The sequence below is a fragment of the Rhizobium sp. L9 genome (assembly GCF_002531885.1).
Classification (GTDB): domain Bacteria; phylum Pseudomonadota; class Alphaproteobacteria; order Rhizobiales; family Rhizobiaceae; genus Rhizobium.
In genome coordinates this window covers 127,583-148,145 of the sequence record NZ_NWSZ01000020.1, presented here as the reverse complement: position 1 = coordinate 148,145, position 20,563 = coordinate 127,583, and the positions used below count along the sequence as shown (strand labels likewise).

Here is a 20,563-nt window from a genome sequence, read left to right as displayed (position 1 = left end):
GATAGATCATGGCATCCATCGCACGCGTCCGCGAACGGGCCGAAGAGCAGGCATCGAGCATGAGCGAGGATCAGCAAACGACGATCCGCATGCTCGCCAATGACCTGCATCGGCTGAACCAATCCGTCATGAAGGCCGTCGAGGCCGGCGTTTCTGTCGAACTGGTGCGCTCGGCCCGTCACCACGGCGGCGACGGCAACTGGGGCGACCTGTTGATCCCGGTCGTCGTCACCAACCGGCACTGACGAAATAGGCGGCAGCCCTGGCACGTCGCTCGGATTGCGCTCGATCAGAGCGTCCGCGCCGCGAAAGAATGCGCGGACGCCCTATCGTCTTCCAGTCTTCCGCGGGCCGGGCATCAGCCGCGGCTCGGACGCTTGCCGGCGAAAAGGTCGGCATAGCTTCTAACGAGCTTCGTCATGCGGTCGGCGACCGTGCGGATCTCCGGGCGATGGCGATCCTCGGCATTCATGACGATCCATTGACGGTGACGCAATTCCGGCAATTCGCCGCCTTGGCGCTGCAATTCGGGATGAAGATCGCCGACGAAACAGGGAAGCACCGTCTTGCCGGCGCCGGCGCGCACCAGATCCGGCAGCGAACGCGGCCGGTTGACGGTGGCGACGATATCAGCCGCGGCATGGGAATGCGGCCAGCGCAGATAGGCCGAGATCGCCTCCTCCTCGCCGACGGCAATCCAGCGCTCGTCGGTCTCGACTGCGTTTCGCCTGACATAGACGGCGTATGCCACCTCTCCAAGCTGGCGGGCGGCCAGATTGGGTTCCTCCGGCTCGAAAGCGCGAATGCCAATGTCGCTCTCGCGATAGGCAAGGCTTGCCCGCGCCTCGCCGATGGTGAGCGCAATGGCGAAGGCATCGCCCGGCATGCGGATGGCAGCGAAATTCTCCGTCAGAAGCCAGGCGACCCAGGTGCCTGCAGTGATCCTGACTGTCGTGCCGCCCTCCCCGGACTGCCGCCAGGCTTCGACCTTGCGGGCGGCGGCCTCCATTTCCTGAAGGTGATCGAGCAGCGCCTGGCCATCCCGCGTCAGCCGATAACCTGTCTGGCTGCGGGAAAACAGGGTGCGGCCGACCTCCTGTTCTAGATCGAGCATGCGTCGGCCGATGGTCGCGGGGCTAAGACCGCTTGCGGAACTCGCCCCCGTCAGGCCGCCGAGCCGGGCCACCTGTAGGAAAAGCTGATAGGAATCCCAATTCGCGTTTTTCATCAGTGAAAAACATAGCGTGGATTTCCCTGTTTATGAAGAGAAATTCGATGCTTAAATCAAGAGATGTCTTTGAGTAGGAAAGGACATCCCATGATCGACATGATCACCATCGCAGGCGTGCATGGATTTCGCCACCATCGCCCGCCGAGCAACAGCAAGGCGGATGAGGATCGATTCTATGACGAGTTCGGAGACAGCGGCACCATTCGCTTCGCCGCCTGGCTGACCTCGCTCGACCTCATCATCAGGCGCGTGGTCTCAAAGCGCAGCAAAGCTGCGGCGCAGTCTTGCGGCAGTCGCGGCCGGGTTCCTCAGGCGACTTTCCTTGCGCCGAGGTGAGCGGCCGCGGGCTCGGCGCCAATGCGGAAGCCTTCGATCAGCGCCATCAGCGTATCGGCCTCGCTGGCAAGCAGGCGGCTTGCCTGCGTTGTCTCGGCAACCATCGAGGCGTTCTTCTGGGTCATCTGGTCCATGGCGTTGACGGAGCCGTTGACCTCCTGCAGCGCGGCCGACTGATCACGGCTGGCAGTGGCGATAGTCTCGACATGGCCGCTGATCGCGATGATCTCCTGGCTGATCGAGGCAAGAACGCCGCCGGTCTTCTGGACGAGTTCCGAGCCTGCCGTCACTTCCCGGCTCGACGTTTCGATCAACGACTTGATCTCGCGCGCCGCATCGGCCGAACGCTGGGCGAGTTCGCGGACTTCCTGGGCGACGACGGCAAAGCCTTTGCCCGCCTCGCCGGCCCGCGCCGCTTCGATGCCGGCATTCAGCGCCAGAAGGTTGGTCTGGAAGGCGATATCGTCGATCACCTCGATGATCTGCTCGATACGCTTCGAGGCCCCTTCGATACGCTCCATGGCGGCGACGGCATCGCCAACCACGGTGCCGGAATTGTCGGCCGTCTTCTTGGTCGCGGCCACGACGCTGTTGGCTTCGCGGGCACGCTCGGCGGAGGAGCGAACTGTAACTGTGATCTCCTCAACCGCGGCGGCGGTCTCCTCCAGGCTCGCCGCCTGCGCCTCGGTGCGCTTCGAAAGCTCGCCGGCGGAGGCCGAAACGGCGCTGCTGTTGCGCTGGATCGTCGAGGCGCTGTCGCGGATACCGGAGAGCGTATCCTGAAGCCGCAGCAGCGACGCGTTGAAATCCATGCGCAGTTGTTCCAGTCGGCCGACGAAGGGCGTGCCGATCGTCTGCGAGACATCGCCCTGGGACAGGCGCCCGAGGCCGGCCGCAAGCTGGCTGACGGCAAAATCGATCTGGCTGTCGAGCGAGCGCTTGTCCGCGTCGTTGCGGGCGCGTTCCGCGTCGCTCAAGGCGCGCTGTTCGACTGCTTCGGTTTCCAGATCGCGCCTGGCGCGGGCGCTGTCGCGGAAAAGCGCCAGGGCTCGGCCGATATCGCCGAACTCGTTCTTCTTCTCAAGACAAGGGATCGTCCCTTCGAGATCGCCCGAGGAGATCGAGTGGACGCTGGCGGTCAGCGCCTGCAAAGGCTTCACCGACAGGCGGATCGCATAAAAGGCGAGAACACCGACGAGCAGCATGACGATGGCGCCGATGCCGAGAATCAGGATCTGCAGCTCATTCATGCGTTGGTAATAGAATTCCATCGGAATGCCGATGAAGAGAATACCGACATTGGCATTCGATGCGTTCTTGATCGGGAAATAGCCGGTCATGAACTTGCGGCCGAATAGCTCGGCCGGGCCGTAATAGGCCTCACCCCTGGCAAGAACCGGCTGGGCCGGGTGCTCGGCTGCGAGCTTTGTGCCGACGGCGCGCTCGCCGTTTTCTTTCTTGACGTTCGTGGAGATGCGGACGTAGTCGCTGCCCTGCTTCTGGAAAATGGTCGCTACGCCGGCGATCGACTGCGCGGTGCGATCGACAAGCGAATGATCGGCAAGGGCCGGAACCCCATCCTCGGTGACGGCGGAGAGCTGATTGTCCTTCACGGCAATCTTCGCCGCCGGATCAGTTGCGCCGTAAAGGACAGCCATGGCGCGGGCGGCATCCCTGGCGTCGGAGACGGCCCCGTCCATCACGTGACGGCTGAGATTGTAATAGGTTGCGCCGACGATGGCGGCCGTGCTGGTCGCCAGCAGAAACAGCGTGATCGCAACGATCTGTCGCACGATAGACGTAGAAAAAAGGCGCAGCATCGTAACCCCCGGCCGGCATGACAAATGCTAAATTAAGCCAAAAGCGTTAAGGAAAAATTTTCCGTAAATCAGAGCGGCGGGAAGCGCGATTCTGCACACAAAAGAAAACGGCCCCGGGAAGAGCCGGGGCCGTTTGGATGAGAAGGATCGCGATCAGGCGGCGCGATAAACCTCGGCTTCGGCCGCCTCGCCGTGGATCTTGAACTGCTGGACCAGACGGCGCAGCGCGTCAGCCTCGTCGGCCAGTTCGCGGCTGGCGGCCGTCGTCTCCTCGACCATCGCGGCGTTCTTCTGCGTCATCTGGTCCATCTGATTGACCGTCGAGTTGACGCTCTGCAGCGCGTTGGACTGGTCGTGGCTGGCGCGGGCGATCATCTCGACATGCTGGCTGATCGTGACGATCTGGGCGCTGATCTTCGCAAGCACTGTGCCGGTTTCCTGGACGAACTGCGAGCCGGAGCTGACCTCGCTGGTCGACTTGTTGATCAGGCCCTTGATCTCCTGCGCAGCCGCCGCCGAGCGCTGGGCAAGTTCGCGGACTTCCATGGCGACGACGGCGAAGCCCTTGCCGGCCTCGCCGGCGCGGGCGGCCTCGATGCCGGCGTTGAGCGCCAGCAAATTGGTCTGGAAGGCGATCTCGTCGATGACGCCGATGATCTGCTCGATCTGACGCGAGGCCTCCTCGATGCGGCCCATGGCGTCAATCGCATTGCTGACGACGACCGCGGAATCGTCGGCGCTGCGCTTGGCCTGGCGGACGATCTGGTCCGCGTCCTTGGCGCGTTCGGCCGACGAACGGACCGTGACGGTGATCTGATCGACGGCTGCGGCGGTCTCTTCCAGCGAGGCAGCCTGCTGTTCCGTGCGCTTGGAGAGATCCTCGGCCGAGTGGGCCATCTGGTTGCCGTTGCCCTGGATCAATTCGACGTTGTCGCGGATCTGGCTCATTGTTGCCTGCAGGCGCAGCATCGAACCGTTGAAATCCTGACGAAGTTGTTCGAGTCGGCCGATGAAGGGGGTATCGATCGTCGTCGAGATATCGCCCTGCGACATGCGCTCGAGGCCGGCCGCAAGTGCGTTGACCGCGAACTCGATCTGACGGTCCATCTCGCGCTTTTCGGCATCGTTGCGCTGGCGCTCGTGCTCGGCGGCAGCGCGCTCCTCGTCGCTCTGTTCCTCGATGCGGATCTTCGAGATGGCATTTTCCTTGAAGATGCCGAGCGCCCGGGCCATGTCGCCGATTTCGTCATAGCGCTGCTCGCCCGATATGCTGGTATCCAGGGCTCCGTCGGCAATGCGGCGCATGGCGGCGGTGATCTGGCTGATCGGGCGCTGCAGCGTCAGAACCAGGGCGATGCCGCCGAGGATCGACAGAAGAATGCCGAGGCCAGTGGTCATGACGGAGATGCTGTTTGCCTGGGTGCGCTCGGTTCCGGCCGTCTGCTTCTGCAGTTCGGCGAAATCAGTGAGCTTCCTCCAGATCCCGTCGAGTTCCTGGCGCGCTGCGGCATAGGCCGTCACGCGCTCGCCGATCGTATCGACAATCTTCGAACCGCCGCCCGATATGACGTCAAGCGCCGGCTTGATCGCGTCCGATATGCCTTCGGCAAAGCCCATTCCCTTGGCGCTGGTGGCCAGCACCTCCATGTCCTTGCCGAGCGTGCCGGTCTGCTGCTGCAGACGGACCAGATTGTCCTTGCTTGAATTGGCGAGGAAATCGGAAAGGACGATCTGCAGCGCATAGACCGAATTTTCCAGGCGCCGCGTATCCTGAAGAACGGAATTGGTCTGGCCAATGCGGCCCTCGAGTTCAGCAAAACTCTGTGTCGCCTGACGCATCATTTGCGTCGCGGTCAACTGTGTATAAGTCGAGGTCTGACGGAAGCGCGAAATGAGGCGGCCGAGTTCGGTGATGTTCTCGTCGGTCGGGCTGGGCATCTGGGCGATCGCCTTAATGCCGTCGATGGTCGCTGCCAGCGCGTCGATGACATTCTTCTGATTGGCCGGAACCGAAATGGCGATCAAGCGCTGCGACTTAATGATCGCGGGCATCTGTTCGTTGATGAAGGCGATCTTTTCCTCAGGCGTCTGCGGCTTAGCGTAGCCGCTGGCCACGGTGCCGAAGAAATCGCCGCCCTTCAATAGGCGGTCGGCCGTGCGCAGCGTTATGGTGGCAGCGCCTTCATCGCGCTGGAGCGCGGTCTGCAATTCCTCGGCCTGATAGGAGACCGTGAAACGGGTGCTGATCAGGCTCTTCTGCGCCGCATCGATCTGCTCATGCAGCGCCTGTTCCTGCTCGTGCAACGCCCAGAGCTTGTCGACGACGCCCGAAATCTCCTTGGTGCGGCTCGAAGCTTCCGCGAGGCTGTCCCGGCCGGCAGCCTGTTCACCGACCTGGTCGAGCGTCTGATCGAGCACGCCCTGCTGCATCTTCAGATCCGACAGCAGCTTATCACGCGCCTCGGGGCTGGTGACGCGCAGGAAATCGTCCATCGAACCGTAGAGATCCTTGAACCCGCTCAGCGACTGCAGCACGCTATTGGATATTTCCATGCGGCCCTGAAGAAGGCCGGATGCGTAAAGGCCGGTCAATCCCACCGCCGAAATGGTAACGACAAAGGGCAGAACGAAGATCAAAACCTTGGTCTTGATCCTGAAACGGGAAAGAATCTTGTCAATCAACATGGCGTTCCGGGCCTTTCATACACTACTCCTCCCGCCGGCAGCCATAAGGCGCGCCAGCCGAGTGCACATCGAATTATTCTATTTCCATCGGGGGACCTGGAGGCCAGGCGGCAGTCATTGCCAGTTCATGTCCAAGCAAACTTGGAAACGCCCAAATAATCGCGGGCGATTGTGTCAGATTAGATATTAATTTTCAGATAAGCGGTAATGGTGACTTAAGCCAAGACGGTGAAATAATTGCAGATTATGCGCCACGCGGCCGCAGCGTCGTGATCGGAGTCCGGCAAGTTTGCTTTCAGCCGGGCGGGTAGGATCAGATGAGGTTGGCTAGCAGCAGCGCCAGGCTGGCGGCGGTCGCGCCGGCTGCGAGCATCAGGTATCGCAGGGTGGCGATGCGGGCGTCGGGTTTTGCCTGGGCGATTGCGATGGCGCGGGCGCGTCGTGCGTTTCTGTTCATGCTCGAAACCTCACTCTTGTGACACAACAGTCCAACAAAAAGGCCTGCCGGTAAAGCTTAATTTGGGAAAAGCTTTCAGAGCCGGCAATTGAGACAGGATGGCGCACCTCTCTTAAGAAGTCTTGAATCGTTATTGCGGATATTTCTAAGCAGATTCGCCGGCGGCAAAACCGGAAGCCCAGGCCCATTGGAAATTATAGCCGCCGAGCCAGCCGGTGACGTCAACACATTCACCGACGAAATAAAGGCCGGGAACGGTCTTTGCTTCCATGCTGCGGGAATCGAGGCCCGCGGTGTCGATGCCGCCGAGCGTCACCTCGGCAGTGCGATATCCTTCCGAGCCGGATGGTTTGATGATCCAGTTCTGGGCGCTGGCGGCCAGCCGCTGCAGCGCCTTGTCCGGCAGGTCGGCCATATTACCGGCGATCTTTTCCCGCTCGACGAGAAACTGGGCCAGCCGCTTCGGCAGGATATCGCCGAGAGCTGTCTGGGCCGACTGGCGGCCATTAAGCCGCTTCGCCGTCTTCAAATGCGCCGATATGTCGACATCCGGTTCGACTGCAACGACGATTTCATCGCCCTCCCGCCAGTAGGAGGAAATCTGCAGGATGGCGGGGCCGCTTAAACCCCGGTGGGTAAACAGCAGCGCTTCACGGAAGGCAGTGCGGCCGTGGCGGATTTCGGCGGGGGCCGAGATGCCGGCAAGCGGCGCAATGCTTGCAATCATGCCTGGATCCAGCGTCAGCGGCACGAGAGCCGGGCGGGTTTCGAGCACGGTGAGGCCGAACTGTTCGGCAAGGCGATAGGCAAAGCCGGTGGCACCCATCTTCGGGATCGATTTGCCGCCGGTCGCCACGATGAGAGAGGATGCCTCGAAGACGCCTTCGCCCGTGGAGACGCGGAAGCCTGCCTCCCTCCTCTCGACGCCGAATATTTCGGTGCCGAGATGCAGGCCCGCGCCGACCGCGCGCATCTCGTCCAGCAGCATACGGATGATGTCCTTGGCGCTGTCATCGCAGAACAACTGGCCGAGCGTCTTTTCATGCCATGCAATGCCGTGCCGATCGACCATGGCGATGAAATCGGCGGGCGTGAAACGGGCAAGCGCCGACTTGCAGAAATGCGGATTGGCGGAAAGGAAATTCCTCGGTCCGGCATGGATATTGGTGAAATTGCAGCGGCCGCCGCCCGATATGCGGATCTTCTCGCCAGGCGCCTTCGCATGGTCGATGACCACGACCGAGCGGCCGCGTTTGCCCGCGCGAATGGCCGCCATCATGCCGGCGGCTCCGGCGCCGATGACGATGACGTCGCTTTTGTGCTGCAAACCTTTTTCCCCGATCCAACCGGCGTCTTCTTTTCCATCAAAGGACGAAAGTCAACGTTCTCAACCCCTCGCCAATTGGCAAACTCCGGCTATGATGGCGCCACGATCAACCAAACCGGTGTGTCATGTCCCCAAAAAAGACGACGCTGAAGCCTGCCAGAAACGTACCCGCCTCGACCAAAACACCCCCGGACCCCGGATCCCTGCGCGGCGTTGCGAACTGGAAGGAAGCGGCGCAGTGGCTGAGGGCTAGGAGCATCGAAGACATTGAATGCATCACGCCGGATCTTGCCGGCGTTCCGCGCGGCAAGATGATGCCGAGTTCCAAATTCACCTCCAACACCTCACTGGCCCTGCCTTCGGCGATCTACCGACATACGATTTCAGGTGAGTATCCGGAGGAGACGGAGAGCTTCCGATACGAGCCGCGCGACAGCGATCTGAAGCTGATGCCGGATCTGTCGACGCTATCGGTCGTGCCCTGGGAGACCGACCCGACGGCGCAGGTGATCTGCGATATCGTCGATTCGGATGGCGGGGAAGTGCCCTATACGCCCCGCAACGTCTTGAAGCGGATCATGAGCCTTTATCATGATCGCGGCTGGAAGCCGATCGTCGCACCCGAGATCGAGTTCTACCTGGTCGCCAAGAATGACGACCCCGACTATCCGCTCCATCCTCCGAAAGGCCGCTCCGGCCGCTCGATCCTCGGCGGCCAAGGCTATTCGATCGCCGGCATCAACGAGTTCGACGAGCTAATCGACGACATCTACCATTTCTCCGAGAAGCAGGGGCTGGAGATCGATACGCTGATCCACGAAGAGGGACCAGCGCAACTCGAGATCAACCTGCGCCACGGCAATCCGATCGAGCTTGCCGACCAGGTGTTCCTGTTCAAGCGCACGATCCGTGAAGCGGCGCTGAAGCACGACATCTATGCGACCTTCATGGCCAAGCCGATGCAGGGCCAGCCGGGATCGGCGATGCACATCCACCAGTCGGTGGTCAATGTCGAGACAGGCAGAAACGTCTTCTCCAATGCGGATGGATCGGCCTCGAAGGAATTCTTCCATTTCATCGGCGGCATGCAGAAATTTGTGCCGAGCGCGATGGCGATGCTGGCGCCCTATGTGAATTCCTATCGGCGCCTGCAGCCCGACATGTCCTGCCCGGTCAACAACGCCTGGGGCTACGACAACCGGACGACCGCCTTCCGCGTTCCGGTTTCCGATCCGCAGGCGCGGCGGGTGGAAAACCGGCTGCCGAGCTCGGACGCCAATCCCTATCTGGCGCTCGCCGCCTCGCTTGCCGCCGGCCTGCTCGGCATCATGAGGCAGATCGAGCCGACGGCGCCGACCGAGGATTCGGCCAATGAGGGTTCGATCGACCTGCCGCGCGGCCTGCTGGAAGCCGTGGCGCTGATGGAGGACGAGCCCGCCTTCGGAGAGGTGTTCGGCAAGCAGTTCATCGGCCTTTACGCCGGCGTCAAGCGCGGCGAATTCGAGACCTTCATGCAGGTGATCAGTCCCTGGGAGCGGGAGTTTCTTCTGCTCAACGTGTGAGCGATATCATGGCATCGCAGGCGATGTGGCAGAGCCCGATTGCGCCCGGGCTATCCTGGTATCAGGCAACTGTCGGGGAGCGGCCGACCTACTCCGCTCTCGACGGCCCGAGAACATGCGACGTCGCAATTGTCGGCGGCGGCTATACCGGCCTGCAGGCCGCCTACAACCTCGCCAAGTCAGGCGTTTCCGTCGTGCTGATCGAGGCCTGGCGCTTCGGAGACGGAGCGTCGGGGCGCAATGGCGGCCAGCTCGGCACCGGCCAGCGATGGTGGCCGGAAGAGCTTGAGGAAAAGATCGGCTACGAACGCTCGAAAGCCCTGTTCGATGTCGCCGAGGCGGCCAAGCGCCATCTTCTCGATTTCGCCCGGGAACATCAGATCGAGATCGATTATGTGCCCGGGCAGCTCAACGTCGCGCACAAGGCAAGCTACGAACGTGACTACCGTGAGAATGCCGAAATCGCCGCTGAGCGCTATGGCTACCCGCATTTGAGCTTCATGGATGAGAAGGAAACGCAGGAGCGGCTCGGCTCGAAGCGTTTCCACTGCGGCGTGCGCGATGTCGGGACCGGCCATATTCATCCGCTCAAGCTGCTCATCGGGCTCGCCCGGGTGGCCGCCAATGCCGGCGCGTCCATTTTCGAGATGACCCAGGCAAAGGCGATCCGCCAAAGCGGCGGCAAGGTGACGATCGAAACCGAAAAGGGCACGATCACCGCCGACCGGGCGCTGATCGCCTGCAACGGCCATATCGGCAATCTTGAGCCGGTGACGGCCAGTCATGTTATGCCGATCCGCTCCTTCATCGGCGCCACTGTTCCGCTCGACGGCTACCCCGATGTGCTGCCGGGGGGCGAGGCCGTCGCCGATTCGCGCTTCGTCGTGCGCTATTTCCGCAGATTCGAAGGCCGCCTGCTGTTCGGTGGGCGCGAGGCCTATACGGCGGACAATCCGCGGGACATATCGGAGCATATCCGCCGGCAGATCGCCGAGATCTATCCCGACCTGAAGGATATCGAGATCACCCATGCCTGGGGAGGCAGCGTCGGCATCACCATGCCACGCCAACTTTTCGTGCGCGAGGTGATGCCCGGCGTCACCTCGATTGGCGGTTATTCCGGCCATGGCGTCATGCTGTCAAACTACTGTGGCAAGCTCTACGCGGAAGCGGTGCTCGGAAAATCCGGCGATCTTGATCTGTTCAAATCGCTCGACATTCCCGCCTTTCCCGGCGGAGCCCGGATGCGGGCGCCGTTGCTTTTCCTCGCCTTGTCGTGGTTTGCGCTTCGCGACAAGTTTTAGTCCGATTGCGGATTTCCTCTTTGCGGAATTCGCTCTAAAACCGGTGCCTGACAGATTCATTGCACTGCACACTGGCTTTTTTAAATCGATTAGATTAAAAGGGCCGCCAACCAGCCTGATTGAGAGACAAGCTCATGAGCAGCCAGATCATTCCCGTTGAGCCTTTTGATTATGTCGTCTTCGGTGGCAGCGGCGACCTTGCCGAACGTAAGCTTCTGCCTGCGCTCTACCATCGCCAGATCGAAGGTCAGTTCACGGAACCGACGCGTATCATCGGCGCCTCGCGCAGCCCGCTTTCGCATGAGGAATATCGCAAGTTCGCCAAGGATGCGCTGAAGGAACACCTGAAGAAAGGCGAATACGACGACGCGGAGGTCGAAAAGTTCTGTGCCCGCCTCTACTATGTTTCGGTCGACGCCCGCACTGACACGGGCTGGGATCAGCTGAAGAAACTGCTCGACGAAAGCAGGGACCGGGTGCGCGCCTTCTATCTGGCGGTTGCGCCCGGCATCTTCGGCGATATTTCCCAGAAGATCCATGACCACAAGCTGATCACCAAATCGACCCGCATCGTCGTCGAGAAGCCGATCGGCCGTGATCTGGCCTCGGCGCTGCAACTCAACGACACGATCGGCCGCGTCTTCAAGGAAGAGCAGATCTTCCGTATCGACCACTATCTCGGCAAGGAGACGGTGCAGAACCTGATGGCCTTGCGTTTCGCCAATGCGCTCTACGAGCCGCTGTGGAACGCGAACTATATCGATCATGTGCAGATCACCGTGGCGGAATCGGTCGGTCTCGAAGGCCGCGCCGGCTATTACGATACGGCCGGCGCGCTGCGCGACATGGTGCAGAACCACATTCTGCAGTTGCTCTGCCTGACGGCGATGGAAGTACCATCGTCGATGGATTCGGAAGCCGTTCGCGACGAGAAGCTGAAGGTGCTGCGCGCCCTGAAGCCGCTCGATGCCTCCAATGTCGAGCAGGCGACGGTCCGCGGCCAGTATCGCGCCGGCGCTTCGGGAAGCGGCCCGGTCAAGGGTTATCTCGAAGAGCTGGAAGGCGGCGTCTCGAACACCGAGACTTTCGTCGCCATCAAGGCCGAGATCAATAACTGGCGCTGGGCGGGCGTTCCCTTCTACATCAGAACCGGCAAGCGGCTTACCGGACGCATGTCGGAAATCGTCATCACCTTCAAGCCGATCCCGCATGCGATCTTCGACCAGGCGGCCGGACGCATCGTCGCCAACCAGCTGATCATCCGCCTGCAGCCGGATGAGGGCGTCAAGCAGTCGCTGATGATCAAGGATCCGGGTCCGGGCGGCATGCGGTTGCGCAACGTATCGCTCGACATGAGCTTCGCCCAGGCGTTCAATGTCCGCAATCCGGACGCTTACGAGCGCCTGCTGATGGACGTGATCCGTTCCAACCAGACCCTGTTCATGCGCCGCGACGAAGTCGAAGCCGCCTGGAAATGGGTGGATCCGATCCTCAAGGGTTGGGAAACGACCGGCCAGCAGGTGCAGGGCTATACAGCTGGCACCTGGGGCCCGAGCCAGGCCATCGCGCTGATCGAGCGCGACGGCCGCACCTGGCATGACGACATCTAGGACGACATCGATGGCCTCAACCCTGCATTCCTTCGCCAGTGCCGCCGAACTCGCCGGCAGCCTCGCCGATAAGGTTGCCGATACGCTCTCGGCGTCCATCTCCGCTCGAGGTGCGGCGTCCATGGCCGTTTCCGGCGGTTCGACGCCGAAGGCCTTCTTCCAGGCGCTTTCGACACGCGACATTGCGTGGGACAAGGTGACGATCACGCTGGTGGACGAACGCTTCGTACCGGCCGACAATCCGCGCTCGAATCATCTGCTGGTCGATGCCAATCTCTTGCAGAACAAGGCGAAGGCGGCGCGTTTCGTGCCGCTTTACCAGCCGGCAGCTTCGGTCGAAGAGGCCGCAAGGCTTGCGACGGAAAAGAGCGCCGAAATAGGCATCCCCTTCGACGTGGTGATCCTCGGCATGGGCGGCGATGGCCACACGGCCTCGTTCTTTCCGGGCGGCAGCAATCTTGCCCAGGCGCTCGACGCATCGACGCCGCGCGGCGTCATCCCGATGGAAGCGGAAGGAGCCGGCGAGCCGCGCCTGACCTTCACCTTCTCCAGTCTTCAGGATGCCGCACTCCTGGTGCTCCATATCGAGGGCGAAGGCAAAAAAGACGTTCTCGCCAAGGCGGAAGGCAGCGGTGACGAGGCAGAAATGCCGATCCGCGCCGTTCTGCGCCGGGCCACTTCCCCGGTCGAGATCTACTGGGCTCCCTGATCGGCCCCAGACCCGGATCCGGATTCAGGCCGGAGCCGCCGAGAGAGTTAGAGACAACGAATAAGGCAGGGATTTTCCATGTCCGCTCATGCACGCATTTCTGCGATCACGGATCGCATCGTCGAACGCTCGAAGCCGACCCGCGAGCGCTACCTGGACCGCCTGCGCGCCGCAGCTTCAAAGGGCGTGCAGCGCTCGGTGCTCGGTTGCGCCAACCTCGCCCACGGCTTCGCCATCTGTTCCCCCGCCGATAAGGACGCGCTCGCCGGCGACCATGTCCCCAACCTCGGCATCATCACCGCCTATAATGACATGCTCTCGGCCCACCAGCCGTTCGAGACCTATCCGGCAATCATCCGCGAGGCGGCCGCCGAGGCTGGCGGTGTCGCCCAGGTGGCCGGCGGCGTGCCCGCCATGTGCGACGGCGTCACCCAAGGACAGCCTGGCATGGAGCTCTCGCTCTTCTCGCGAGACCTGATCGCCATGGCCGCGGGCGTCGGCCTATCCCACAACATGTTCGATGCCGCCCTCTTCCTCGGCGTCTGCGACAAGATCGTGCCGGGCCTTGTCATCGCGGCCCTGTCCTTCGGTCATTTGCCGTCGATCTTCGTTCCGGCCGGTCCGATGACGACGGGATTGCCGAATGACGAGAAGTCGCGCGTGCGCCAGCTCTTTGCCGAGGGCAAGGTCGGCCGCGCCGAGCTGCTGGAGGCGGAATCGAAGTCCTATCATGGTCCCGGCACCTGCACCTTCTACGGCACCGCCAATTCCAACCAGATGCTGATGGAGATCATGGGTTTCCACATGCCGGGATCCTCTTTCATCAACCCCGGCACGCCGCTGCGCGAAGCACTGACGCGCGAAGCCGCCAAGCGGGCGCTGGCGATCACGGCACTCGGCAACGAATTCACGCCGGCCGGCGAGATGATCGATGAGCGCTCCGTCGTCAACGGCGTCGTCGGCCTGCATGCGACCGGCGGCTCGACCAATCACACGCTGCACCTCGTCGCCATGGCGCGGGCAGCCGGCATTCAGCTGACCTGGCAGGACATCGCCGAGCTTTCCGAAATCGTGCCGCTGCTTGCCCGCGTCTATCCGAACGGCCTTGCCGACGTGAACCATTTCCAGGCGGCCGGCGGCATGGGTTTCCTCATCAAGGAACTCTTGAAGCACGGGCTGGTGCATGACGACGTTCGCACCGTCTTCGGCCAGGGCCTCGAAGCTTATACGGTCGATGCCCGCCTCGGCGAGAACCGCACCGTGCTGCGCGAACCGTCGCCGGACAAGAGCCACGATCCGAAGGTGCTTGCCAACATCGAGACGCCCTTCCAGGCGAATGGCGGGCTGAAGATGCTGCGCGGCAACCTCGGCAAGGCGGTTATCAAAATCTCGGCCGTCAAGCCGGAGCGCCACGTCATCGAGGCGCCGGCGATCATCTTCCACAGCCAGCAGGAACTGCAGGACGCCTTCAAGGAAGGCAAGCTCAACCGCGATTTCGTCGCCGTCGTGCGCTTCCAGGGGCCGAAGGCGAACGGCATGCCGGAACTGCACAAGCTGACGCCGCCGCTCGGCGTGCTGCAGGATCGCGGCTTCCGCGTGGCGCTCCTAACCGACGGGCGCATGTCCGGCGCATCCGGAAAGGTACCGGCGGCGATCCACGTCACCCCGGAAGCCGTCGACGGCGGCCCGATTGCCCGCATCCGGGACGGCGACATCATTCGCCTCGACGCAATCAAGGGCACGCTCGAAGTGCTGGTCGACGCAGCCGACATGGCCGAGCGCGAGCCGGTGAGCATCGATCTCTCCGACAATGAATTCGGCATGGGCCGTGAACTCTTCGCCCCCTTCCGCCGCGCCGTCGGCGCTTCCGATCAGGGTGCGAGCGTGCTTTTCCACTGAGCACGAACGCCCGGAGCAAACAAAAACCCGCGGGGTGCGCACGAAGCACCCCGCGGGTTTTCTGTATCAGGTCCGGTGATATCCTTAGGCGCGGATATCGAGAACGTAATCCTTGTGCGCCGGGTGCGTGCTGTAGACGAAGATCTTGTTGAGTTCCTTCTGGGTCAGCAGTCGCAGGAAACGCACCTCGATCGTGTTGTTGGCATTCACCTTCATCAGCAGGCAACCGACCTTGGTGATGCGGGCATCCGGAATATCCAGATAGAACTGCTTCGGCAGGTTGAACTGGGTCAGGATGGCGAGCGTCGCGCTGCTCATCGAGATGCGGACGATATCGCAGCGGCGCGAAGCCGCGTGCATGACGCCCTTTTCCGTATATTCGATGCGCGCGGCATTCATTGTGTCCTCCATCTTGAACCGCGCCTCGCGGTCATACATGAAGGATTCTTCCTTGCTCAGGAAGTGAGGTCTTGGCTGTGATGGATTGGAAGCGGCCACGTGCTTGTCCCCCTCGTAAATCGACTGGGAAAAGGTAGCAGCCGATCTTTAACAGAAAGTGAGAATTCGGCCCGTCCCGCACAATTTCTGGTGTTATTACCCCAAAAATGGCTTCCTCATTTCCGATAGGTGTGGCCGGTCGCGTCAAAGAGATGCAGCTTCTGCCGATCGGCGGCAAAGCGCATCTTCTGGCCCTTATGGACATCGTAAATGCCCGGCAACTTGACAACGATCGGCTCACCGGGAACCAGGCCCTCGATATAAAGCAGCGTCACTTCGCCGAGCGCCTCGACGATCGAGACTTCGCCCTCGAAAACATAGTCGCTCCCGTCGGCGATCCTCAGATCTTCGGGACGAACGCCGAAGCTCGCCTGCTTGCCTTTCTCGGAAGCTTCGGTCGCCACATCTAATGTCACCGACATGCCGCCGGTCAGCGTTACGGTCGTCTGGCTGCCGGCCCCGGCAATCGTCGCGGGAATGATGTTCATGGCGGGCGAGCCGATGAATTTCGCGACGAAGAGGTTGGCCGGGCGTTCGTAGAGTTCCAGCGGCGCGCCGACCTGCTCGATATTGCCGGCCGAGAGGACGACGATACGGTCGGCGAGCGTCATCGCCTCGACCTGGTCGTGGGTGACGTAGATCATCGTCGTATCGGCCATCTGCTCGTTAAGGCGGGCAATTTCGATACGGGTGGCAACGCGCAGCGCTGCATCGAGGTTGGACAGCGGCTCGTCGAACAGGAAGACCTTGGGATCGCGGCAGATGGCGCGGCCGATCGCCACGCGCTGGCGTTGGCCGCCCGACAACGCCTTCGGCAGGCGGTCGAGATATTTGGTCAGTTGCAGGCTCTCGGCCGCCGCGCGGACACGGCGGTCGATCTCCTGTTTGCTTTCGCCGGCGATCTTCATGCCGAAGGCCATATTGTCGTAGACGGTCATGTGGGGATAGAGCGCGTAGGACTGGAAGACCATTGCGATGCCGCGCTTCGATGGCGGCACGTCATTGACGAGCTGGCCGTCGATATACATCTCGCCGCCGGTAATCGCCTCGAGACCGGCAATCATGCGCAGAAGCGTGGACTTGCCGCAACCGGACGGACCGACGAAGACGATGAATTCGCCCTGCTTGATATCGAGGTCGATACCATGGAGAACATCCACGGAACCGTAGGATTTGCGGATGTCCTTCAGTGTCAGTCCAGTCATTTGTCACTCCCCTCCTGATCCTTAAGCGAGACGGGCGAAATACGCCCCCCAGGCCGGAATATCGATCTTGTCGCCATAGTTGTTGCTGGTAAAGCCATGGCCCGTCAATGCCTGCCATTCTCCCGCAGGCAGAGTGACGCCGGTCTCGGCCGGGCTCATGTTGAAAATGCAGAGCAGCTTTTCATCGCCGTATTCGCGGGTGAAGACCAGGCTGTCGCCCTGCGCCTCCTCGAATTCGATTTCACCCTTGGCAAAGGCCGGATGCAACTTGCGAAAGGCAATGAAGCGGCGATAGTGCTCCAGCACCGAAGTCTCGTCGCCCTGCTGGACGTTGACCGCGCGCAGGATGTGCTCGACCGGCACCGGCAGCCAGGGCTTGACGGTTGAAAAACCGCCCTGGGCGACGTGGCTGTCCCAGACCATCGGCGTGCGGCAGCCGTCGCGGCCTTTGAACTCAGGCCAGAACTGAATGCCATAAGGATCCTGCAGATCCTGATAGGCGAGATCGGCTTCCGTCAGCGCCAGCTCCTCGCCCTGGTAGAGGCAGACGGAGCCGCGCAGCGTCAAGAGCAGCGAGGCATAGAGTTTGGCGAAGGCGTCGTGATCGGCGACCAGCCCGCCCCAGCGGCTGACGTGACGCATGACGTCATGATTGGAGAAGGCCCAGCAGGCCCAGCCATCGGGTGCGGCAGCTTCGAAATCCTCCATCACCTCCTCGACGCGCTCCGGCGTCAGCGGATCGGGCGCCAGGAACTCGAAGGCATAACACATGTGCATCTTGTCATTGCCGGAGGTATATTCGCCAACGATTTCGAGGCCGCGCTGGCTGTCACCCACCTCGCCGACGGCGGCGATTGCCGGGAACTCTTCGAGCACGGCGCGGAAACGCTTCAGGAAGGCAAGGTTCTCCGGCCGGTTCTTGTCGTAGATATGCTCCTGGAAGTTATAGGGATTGACCGCCGGCGCCGTCGAGGCGTTGCGCCGCTCGGGCGCAAGCGCCGGATTGTCGCGCAAGAGCGGGTCGTGGAAATAGAAATTGATGGTATCGAGGCGGAAACCGTCGACGCCGCGATTGAGCCAGAAGCGCACGACATCGAGCAGACGATCCTGCACTTCCGGGTTATGCAGGTTCATATCCGGCTGCGAGGTCAGGAAATTGTGCAGGTAATACTGCATGCGCGTCGGGTCCCACGCCCATGCGGAGCCGCCGAAGATCGACAGCCAGTTATTCGGCGGCGAGCCATCGGGTTTTGCGTCGGCCCAGACATACCAATCAGCCTTGGCATTGGTCTTGCTGGAACGGCTCTGCACGAACCAGGGGTGCTGGTCCGAGCTGTGGGAGATGACGAGATCGATCATCACGCGGATTCCGAGGCGATGGGCCTCTGATATCATCGTGTCGAAATCCACCAGCGTGCCGAAGATCGAATCGACATTCTCGTAATCGGAAACGTCGTAACCGAAATCGCGCATCGGCGAGGTGAAGAAGGGCGAGATCCAGATCGCGTCGACGCCGAGGCTCGCCACATGCGGCAGGCGGGCGGTGATGCCCTTCAGATCGCCGATGCCGTCGCCGTTCGAATCCTGGTAGGAGCGCGGATAGATCTGATAGATCACCGCGCCGCGCCACCAGTCCTTGTCGGCGGTCAAGATCGATTGGGAAGCCACGTTCATAAGATATCCTGTTCGTCACATTTCGGTGGATTGTCAGCCGCCCTTGACCGAACCCGCCAGCAGACCACGCACCAGATAACGCTGCAGTCCGAAGAAGACGAGCAGCGGCACGACGATAGTGACGAAGGCCGACGCCGTCAAAATCTCCCAATTGCCGCCGCGCGAGCCGAGCAGCGCGTTCAGCCTGCCGGTCAGCACGAGGTGATCCTGATCGGTGCCGAGGAAGACCATGGCGACGAGCAGGTCGTTCCATACCCACAGGAACTGGAAGATGGCGAAGGAGGCGAGTGCCGGGAAGGACAAGGGCAAAACGATACGGGTGAAAATCTCGAAGTCGCTCGCGCCGTCGACGCGGGCGGATTCGATGATCTCCTTCGGCAGGCCGGCAATATAGGCCCGCAGGAGAAAGATGGCGAGCGGCATGCCGAAGGCGGTGTGCGCGAACCAGATACCGGGATAGGTCTTCGACGGCTGGCCGAGCATATTGCCGATCTCGTTGTAGAGGCGAAGCAGCGGAATGAGCGACATCTGCAGCGGCACGACGATGAGGCCGACGACGAGCGCAATCAGCAGCGCGCGGCCGGGAAACTCCATCCAGCTCAGGGCATAGGCGGCAAAAGCGGCAATCAGGATCGGGATGATCGTCGCCGGGATCGTCACCGTCAGCGAATTGATGAAGGACTGGCCGATGCCTTCGCCGGTCAGAACCGTCCTGTAGTTCTGCAGCGTGAATTGCGGCGGCGCCGAGACGGACACGTAGATGCGCCGCGGCCGCTCGTCAGGTGAAAAGGCCGTGTTCTTGGTATAGCGATAGCCGCCGTCGCTGTTGATCTGCAGCATTTCGCCATCACCGAGATCGGCGGTCTCGCCGGCTTCGAAAGCGGCCGGCTGCTGCACGCGGTTGCCGAAGGCTTTTACCGAGCGGCCGGTCTGCCCTTCCAGCACATTGCCTGAAATGACGTAAGTGGCGCCTTCCTGCTTTTGCTGATCGGGCGTGCCCAGGCGGACGGCGACGGTCTGCGTCGAGCCGACAAAGGCCGTCCACCATCCGGAGACGACGATCTGGTCCTTGTCGCGCAGGGCGCTGACGAAGATGCCGAGCGTCGGGATCAGCCAGATGATGACGATCAGCAGAACGGCGAGGTGAACGAAGAGACGGGCGGGACCGATCTTGAAATAGCTTCCGACAGCGGTCATCTCAATGGCCCTTCAGTTCGCGGTTGGCACGGCGCACGTTCCAAATCATGATCGGCGTGACGGCAAGCATGATGATGATGGCGATGACGGCGCTTCGGCCGGAATCGCCGCCGCCGCGGAACATCCAGTCGAACATCAGGTTCGCCAGCACCATTGTCTGCCACTGGCCGTTCGTCATGGTCAGCACGATGTCGAAGACCTTGAGGACGAGGATGGTGATCGTCGTCCAAACCACGGCGATGGTGCCCCAGACCTGCGGCACCATGATGCGCCAGAAGATCTGCCAGCCATTGGCGCCGTCGATGACGGCGGCCTCGATCGTCTCTTCCGGGATGCCGCGCAGCGCCGCCGACAGGATGACCATGGCGAAACCGGTCTGGATCCAGATCAGGATGATCATCAGGAAGAAATTGTTCCAGAAAGGAACCGAGATCCAGACTTCCGGCGTGCCGCCGAAGAGCTGGACGATGGCGTTCAGCAAGCCGATCTGGACGTCGTTACCGCCGCGATATTCATAGATGAATTTCCAGATGACCGATGCGCCGACGAAAGAGATCGCCATCGGCATGAAGACGATGCTCTTGGCGATATTGCCCCACCAGATGCGGTCTGTCATCACGGCGATGACAAGGCCGAAGAAGGTGCAGGCGGCCGGCACGACGGCAAGCCAGAGGATGTTGTTGAAGATCGACTGGCGGAATTCGCGGTCCCCAATCGCCCATTTGTAGTTGGCAAGGCCGACGAACTGCAGACCGGTGCGGTCGTAGAAGGAGAGGATGAAGGTCGCGACGACGGGATAAACGAGGTAGACGAAAAGCAGGAACAGCGCCGGCCCGATGAACAACCACGGCCGGATCAGTGCGCGCCGGTTGAGGTTGCGCGATGCGGCGCGGATGTCGCCATCCTTCACCGGCAGAGCCAGATCCAGAATCTTGTTCGAAAAATAGAAATAGGCCGAGCACGCGACAACGGCCACGACCACGACGCCCAACGCGGACACTATCTGCAACAGCATTTCGCCCTCCCCTGCTTCCCCTGATTTCATTCCG

General features: G+C 61.7%; 17 protein-coding genes. 7 read left to right on the top strand and 10 right to left on the bottom strand.

What is annotated here, in order from left to right; translation table 11 throughout:
- Nucleotides 1-8: 8 nt before the first annotated feature.
- The gene (locus CO660_RS21085; protein WP_064800722.1) at nt 9-245 is read left to right on the top strand and encodes a hypothetical protein; all 237 of its coding nucleotides are present in this window, start codon (nt 9-11) and stop codon (nt 243-245) included.
- 113 nt (nt 246-358) lie between these two features.
- Here CO660_RS21085 and CO660_RS21080 read toward each other — a convergent pair whose 3' ends face one another.
- Complete coding sequence (locus CO660_RS21080; protein WP_097600355.1) at nt 359-1,228, bottom strand: LysR family transcriptional regulator; 870 nt, start codon at nt 1,226-1,228, stop codon at nt 359-361.
- Nucleotides 1,229-1,318: 90 nt separating this feature from the next.
- Here CO660_RS21080 and CO660_RS21075 point away from each other — a divergent pair, with 90 nt between their 5' ends.
- On the top strand, nt 1,319-1,567 hold the full coding sequence (locus tag CO660_RS21075; protein WP_176536336.1) for a hypothetical protein: 249 nt from the start codon (nt 1,319-1,321) through the stop codon (nt 1,565-1,567).
- On the opposite strand, the gene CO660_RS21070 is transcribed toward CO660_RS21075, so the two are convergent.
- From CO660_RS21070 to CO660_RS21060, 4 genes are all read right to left on the bottom strand, one after another.
- Nucleotides 1,540-3,387, bottom strand: a complete 1,848-nt coding sequence (locus CO660_RS21070; RefSeq protein ID WP_097600353.1) for a methyl-accepting chemotaxis protein — start codon at nt 3,385-3,387, stop codon at nt 1,540-1,542. The genes CO660_RS21075 and CO660_RS21070 overlap by 28 nt on opposite strands.
- Before the next feature lie 153 nt (nt 3,388-3,540).
- Nucleotides 3,541-6,072, bottom strand: coding sequence for a HAMP domain-containing methyl-accepting chemotaxis protein (locus CO660_RS21065; protein WP_097600352.1), 2,532 nt, complete (start codon nt 6,070-6,072; stop codon nt 3,541-3,543).
- A gap of 313 nt (nt 6,073-6,385) precedes the next feature.
- Nucleotides 6,386-6,529 carry a hypothetical protein gene (locus CO660_RS33385; protein ID WP_176536335.1) on the bottom strand — a complete coding sequence of 48 codons (144 nt, stop codon included), beginning with the start codon at nt 6,527-6,529 and terminating at the stop codon, nt 6,386-6,388.
- 145 nt (nt 6,530-6,674) lie between these two features.
- Nucleotides 6,675-7,856, bottom strand: a complete 1,182-nt coding sequence (locus CO660_RS21060) for an NAD(P)/FAD-dependent oxidoreductase (protein ID WP_176536334.1) — start codon at nt 7,854-7,856, stop codon at nt 6,675-6,677.
- A 125-nt stretch (nt 7,857-7,981) separates the two neighbouring features.
- Between CO660_RS21060 and CO660_RS21055 the strand changes: the two genes are divergently transcribed.
- The 5 genes from CO660_RS21055 to edd all read left to right on the top strand — a co-directional run bounded on the left by CO660_RS21055 (nt 7,982) and on the right by edd (nt 14,940).
- Nucleotides 7,982-9,418 (top strand): glutamine synthetase family protein, encoded by a 1,437-nt coding sequence (locus CO660_RS21055; RefSeq protein ID WP_097600350.1) that lies wholly within the window; start codon nt 7,982-7,984, stop codon nt 9,416-9,418.
- 8 nt (nt 9,419-9,426) lie between these two features.
- Complete coding sequence (locus CO660_RS21050) at nt 9,427-10,722, top strand: FAD-binding oxidoreductase (protein ID WP_097600374.1); 1,296 nt, start codon at nt 9,427-9,429, stop codon at nt 10,720-10,722.
- Between the two features lie 134 nt (nt 10,723-10,856).
- Complete coding sequence (gene zwf / locus CO660_RS21045) at nt 10,857-12,332, top strand: glucose-6-phosphate dehydrogenase (protein ID WP_085776991.1); 1,476 nt, start codon at nt 10,857-10,859, stop codon at nt 12,330-12,332.
- A gap of 10 nt (nt 12,333-12,342) precedes the next feature.
- Nucleotides 12,343-13,041, top strand: coding sequence for a 6-phosphogluconolactonase (pgl, locus tag CO660_RS21040; RefSeq protein WP_097600349.1), 699 nt, complete (start codon nt 12,343-12,345; stop codon nt 13,039-13,041).
- Nucleotides 13,042-13,119: 78 nt separating this feature from the next.
- Nucleotides 13,120-14,940 carry a phosphogluconate dehydratase gene (edd, locus tag CO660_RS21035; RefSeq protein WP_097600348.1) on the top strand — a complete coding sequence of 607 codons (1,821 nt, stop codon included), beginning with the start codon at nt 13,120-13,122 and terminating at the stop codon, nt 14,938-14,940.
- An 84-nt stretch (nt 14,941-15,024) separates the two neighbouring features.
- Here edd and CO660_RS21030 read toward each other — a convergent pair whose 3' ends face one another.
- The 5 genes from CO660_RS21030 to CO660_RS21010 all read right to left on the bottom strand — a co-directional run bounded on the left by CO660_RS21030 (nt 15,025) and on the right by CO660_RS21010 (nt 20,529).
- Nucleotides 15,025-15,378, bottom strand: a complete 354-nt coding sequence (locus CO660_RS21030; RefSeq protein ID WP_009996042.1) for a hypothetical protein — start codon at nt 15,376-15,378, stop codon at nt 15,025-15,027.
- A 176-nt stretch (nt 15,379-15,554) separates the two neighbouring features.
- On the bottom strand, nt 15,555-16,643 hold the full coding sequence (gene ugpC / locus CO660_RS21025) for a sn-glycerol-3-phosphate ABC transporter ATP-binding protein UgpC (protein WP_097600347.1): 1,089 nt from the start codon (nt 16,641-16,643) through the stop codon (nt 15,555-15,557).
- Nucleotides 16,644-16,664: 21 nt separating this feature from the next.
- Nucleotides 16,665-18,317 carry an alpha-glucosidase gene (locus CO660_RS21020; RefSeq protein WP_085776987.1) on the bottom strand — a complete coding sequence of 551 codons (1,653 nt, stop codon included), beginning with the start codon at nt 18,315-18,317 and terminating at the stop codon, nt 16,665-16,667.
- A 33-nt stretch (nt 18,318-18,350) separates the two neighbouring features.
- A complete protein-coding gene (locus tag CO660_RS21015; RefSeq protein ID WP_097600346.1) occupies nt 18,351-19,514 on the bottom strand; it encodes a carbohydrate ABC transporter permease in 1,164 nt (387 codons plus the stop codon).
- A gap of 1 nt (nt 19,515) precedes the next feature.
- On the bottom strand, nt 19,516-20,529 hold the full coding sequence (locus CO660_RS21010) for a sugar ABC transporter permease (protein WP_085776985.1): 1,014 nt from the start codon (nt 20,527-20,529) through the stop codon (nt 19,516-19,518).
- Nucleotides 20,530-20,563: the final 34 nt, after the last annotated feature.

Excerpts from the sequence above, each read along its gene's own strand:
- CO660_RS21050 (WP_097600374.1), top strand. The coding sequence starts at position 9,427 with ATGGCATCGCAGGCGATGTGGCAGAGCCCGATTGCGCCCGGGCTATCC.
- edd (WP_097600348.1), top strand. The coding sequence starts at position 13,120 with ATGTCCGCTCATGCACGCATTTCTGCGATCACGGATCGCATCGTCGAA.
- CO660_RS21020 (WP_085776987.1), bottom strand. The coding sequence starts at position 18,317 with ATGAACGTGGCTTCCCAATCGATCTTGACCGCCGACAAGGACTGGTGG.
- CO660_RS21015 (WP_097600346.1), bottom strand. The coding sequence starts at position 19,514 with ATGACCGCTGTCGGAAGCTATTTCAAGATCGGTCCCGCCCGTCTCTTC.
- CO660_RS33385 (WP_176536335.1), bottom strand. The coding sequence starts at position 6,529 with ATGAACAGAAACGCACGACGCGCCCGCGCCATCGCAATCGCCCAGGCA.
- CO660_RS21075 (WP_176536336.1), top strand. The coding sequence starts at position 1,319 with ATGATCGACATGATCACCATCGCAGGCGTGCATGGATTTCGCCACCAT.
- CO660_RS21030 (WP_009996042.1), bottom strand. The coding sequence starts at position 15,378 with ATGTATGACCGCGAGGCGCGGTTCAAGATGGAGGACACAATGAATGCC.
- pgl (WP_097600349.1), top strand. The coding sequence starts at position 12,343 with ATGGCCTCAACCCTGCATTCCTTCGCCAGTGCCGCCGAACTCGCCGGC.
- ugpC (WP_097600347.1), bottom strand. The coding sequence starts at position 16,643 with ATGACTGGACTGACACTGAAGGACATCCGCAAATCCTACGGTTCCGTG.
- CO660_RS21010 (WP_085776985.1), bottom strand. The coding sequence starts at position 20,529 with ATGCTGTTGCAGATAGTGTCCGCGTTGGGCGTCGTGGTCGTGGCCGTT.
- zwf (WP_085776991.1), top strand. The coding sequence starts at position 10,857 with ATGAGCAGCCAGATCATTCCCGTTGAGCCTTTTGATTATGTCGTCTTC.
- CO660_RS21080 (WP_097600355.1), bottom strand. The coding sequence starts at position 1,228 with ATGAAAAACGCGAATTGGGATTCCTATCAGCTTTTCCTACAGGTGGCC.
- CO660_RS21070 (WP_097600353.1), bottom strand. The coding sequence starts at position 3,387 with ATGCTGCGCCTTTTTTCTACGTCTATCGTGCGACAGATCGTTGCGATC.
- CO660_RS21065 (WP_097600352.1), bottom strand. The coding sequence starts at position 6,072 with ATGTTGATTGACAAGATTCTTTCCCGTTTCAGGATCAAGACCAAGGTT.
- CO660_RS21055 (WP_097600350.1), top strand. The coding sequence starts at position 7,982 with ATGTCCCCAAAAAAGACGACGCTGAAGCCTGCCAGAAACGTACCCGCC.
- CO660_RS21085 (WP_064800722.1), top strand. The coding sequence starts at position 9 with ATGGCATCCATCGCACGCGTCCGCGAACGGGCCGAAGAGCAGGCATCG.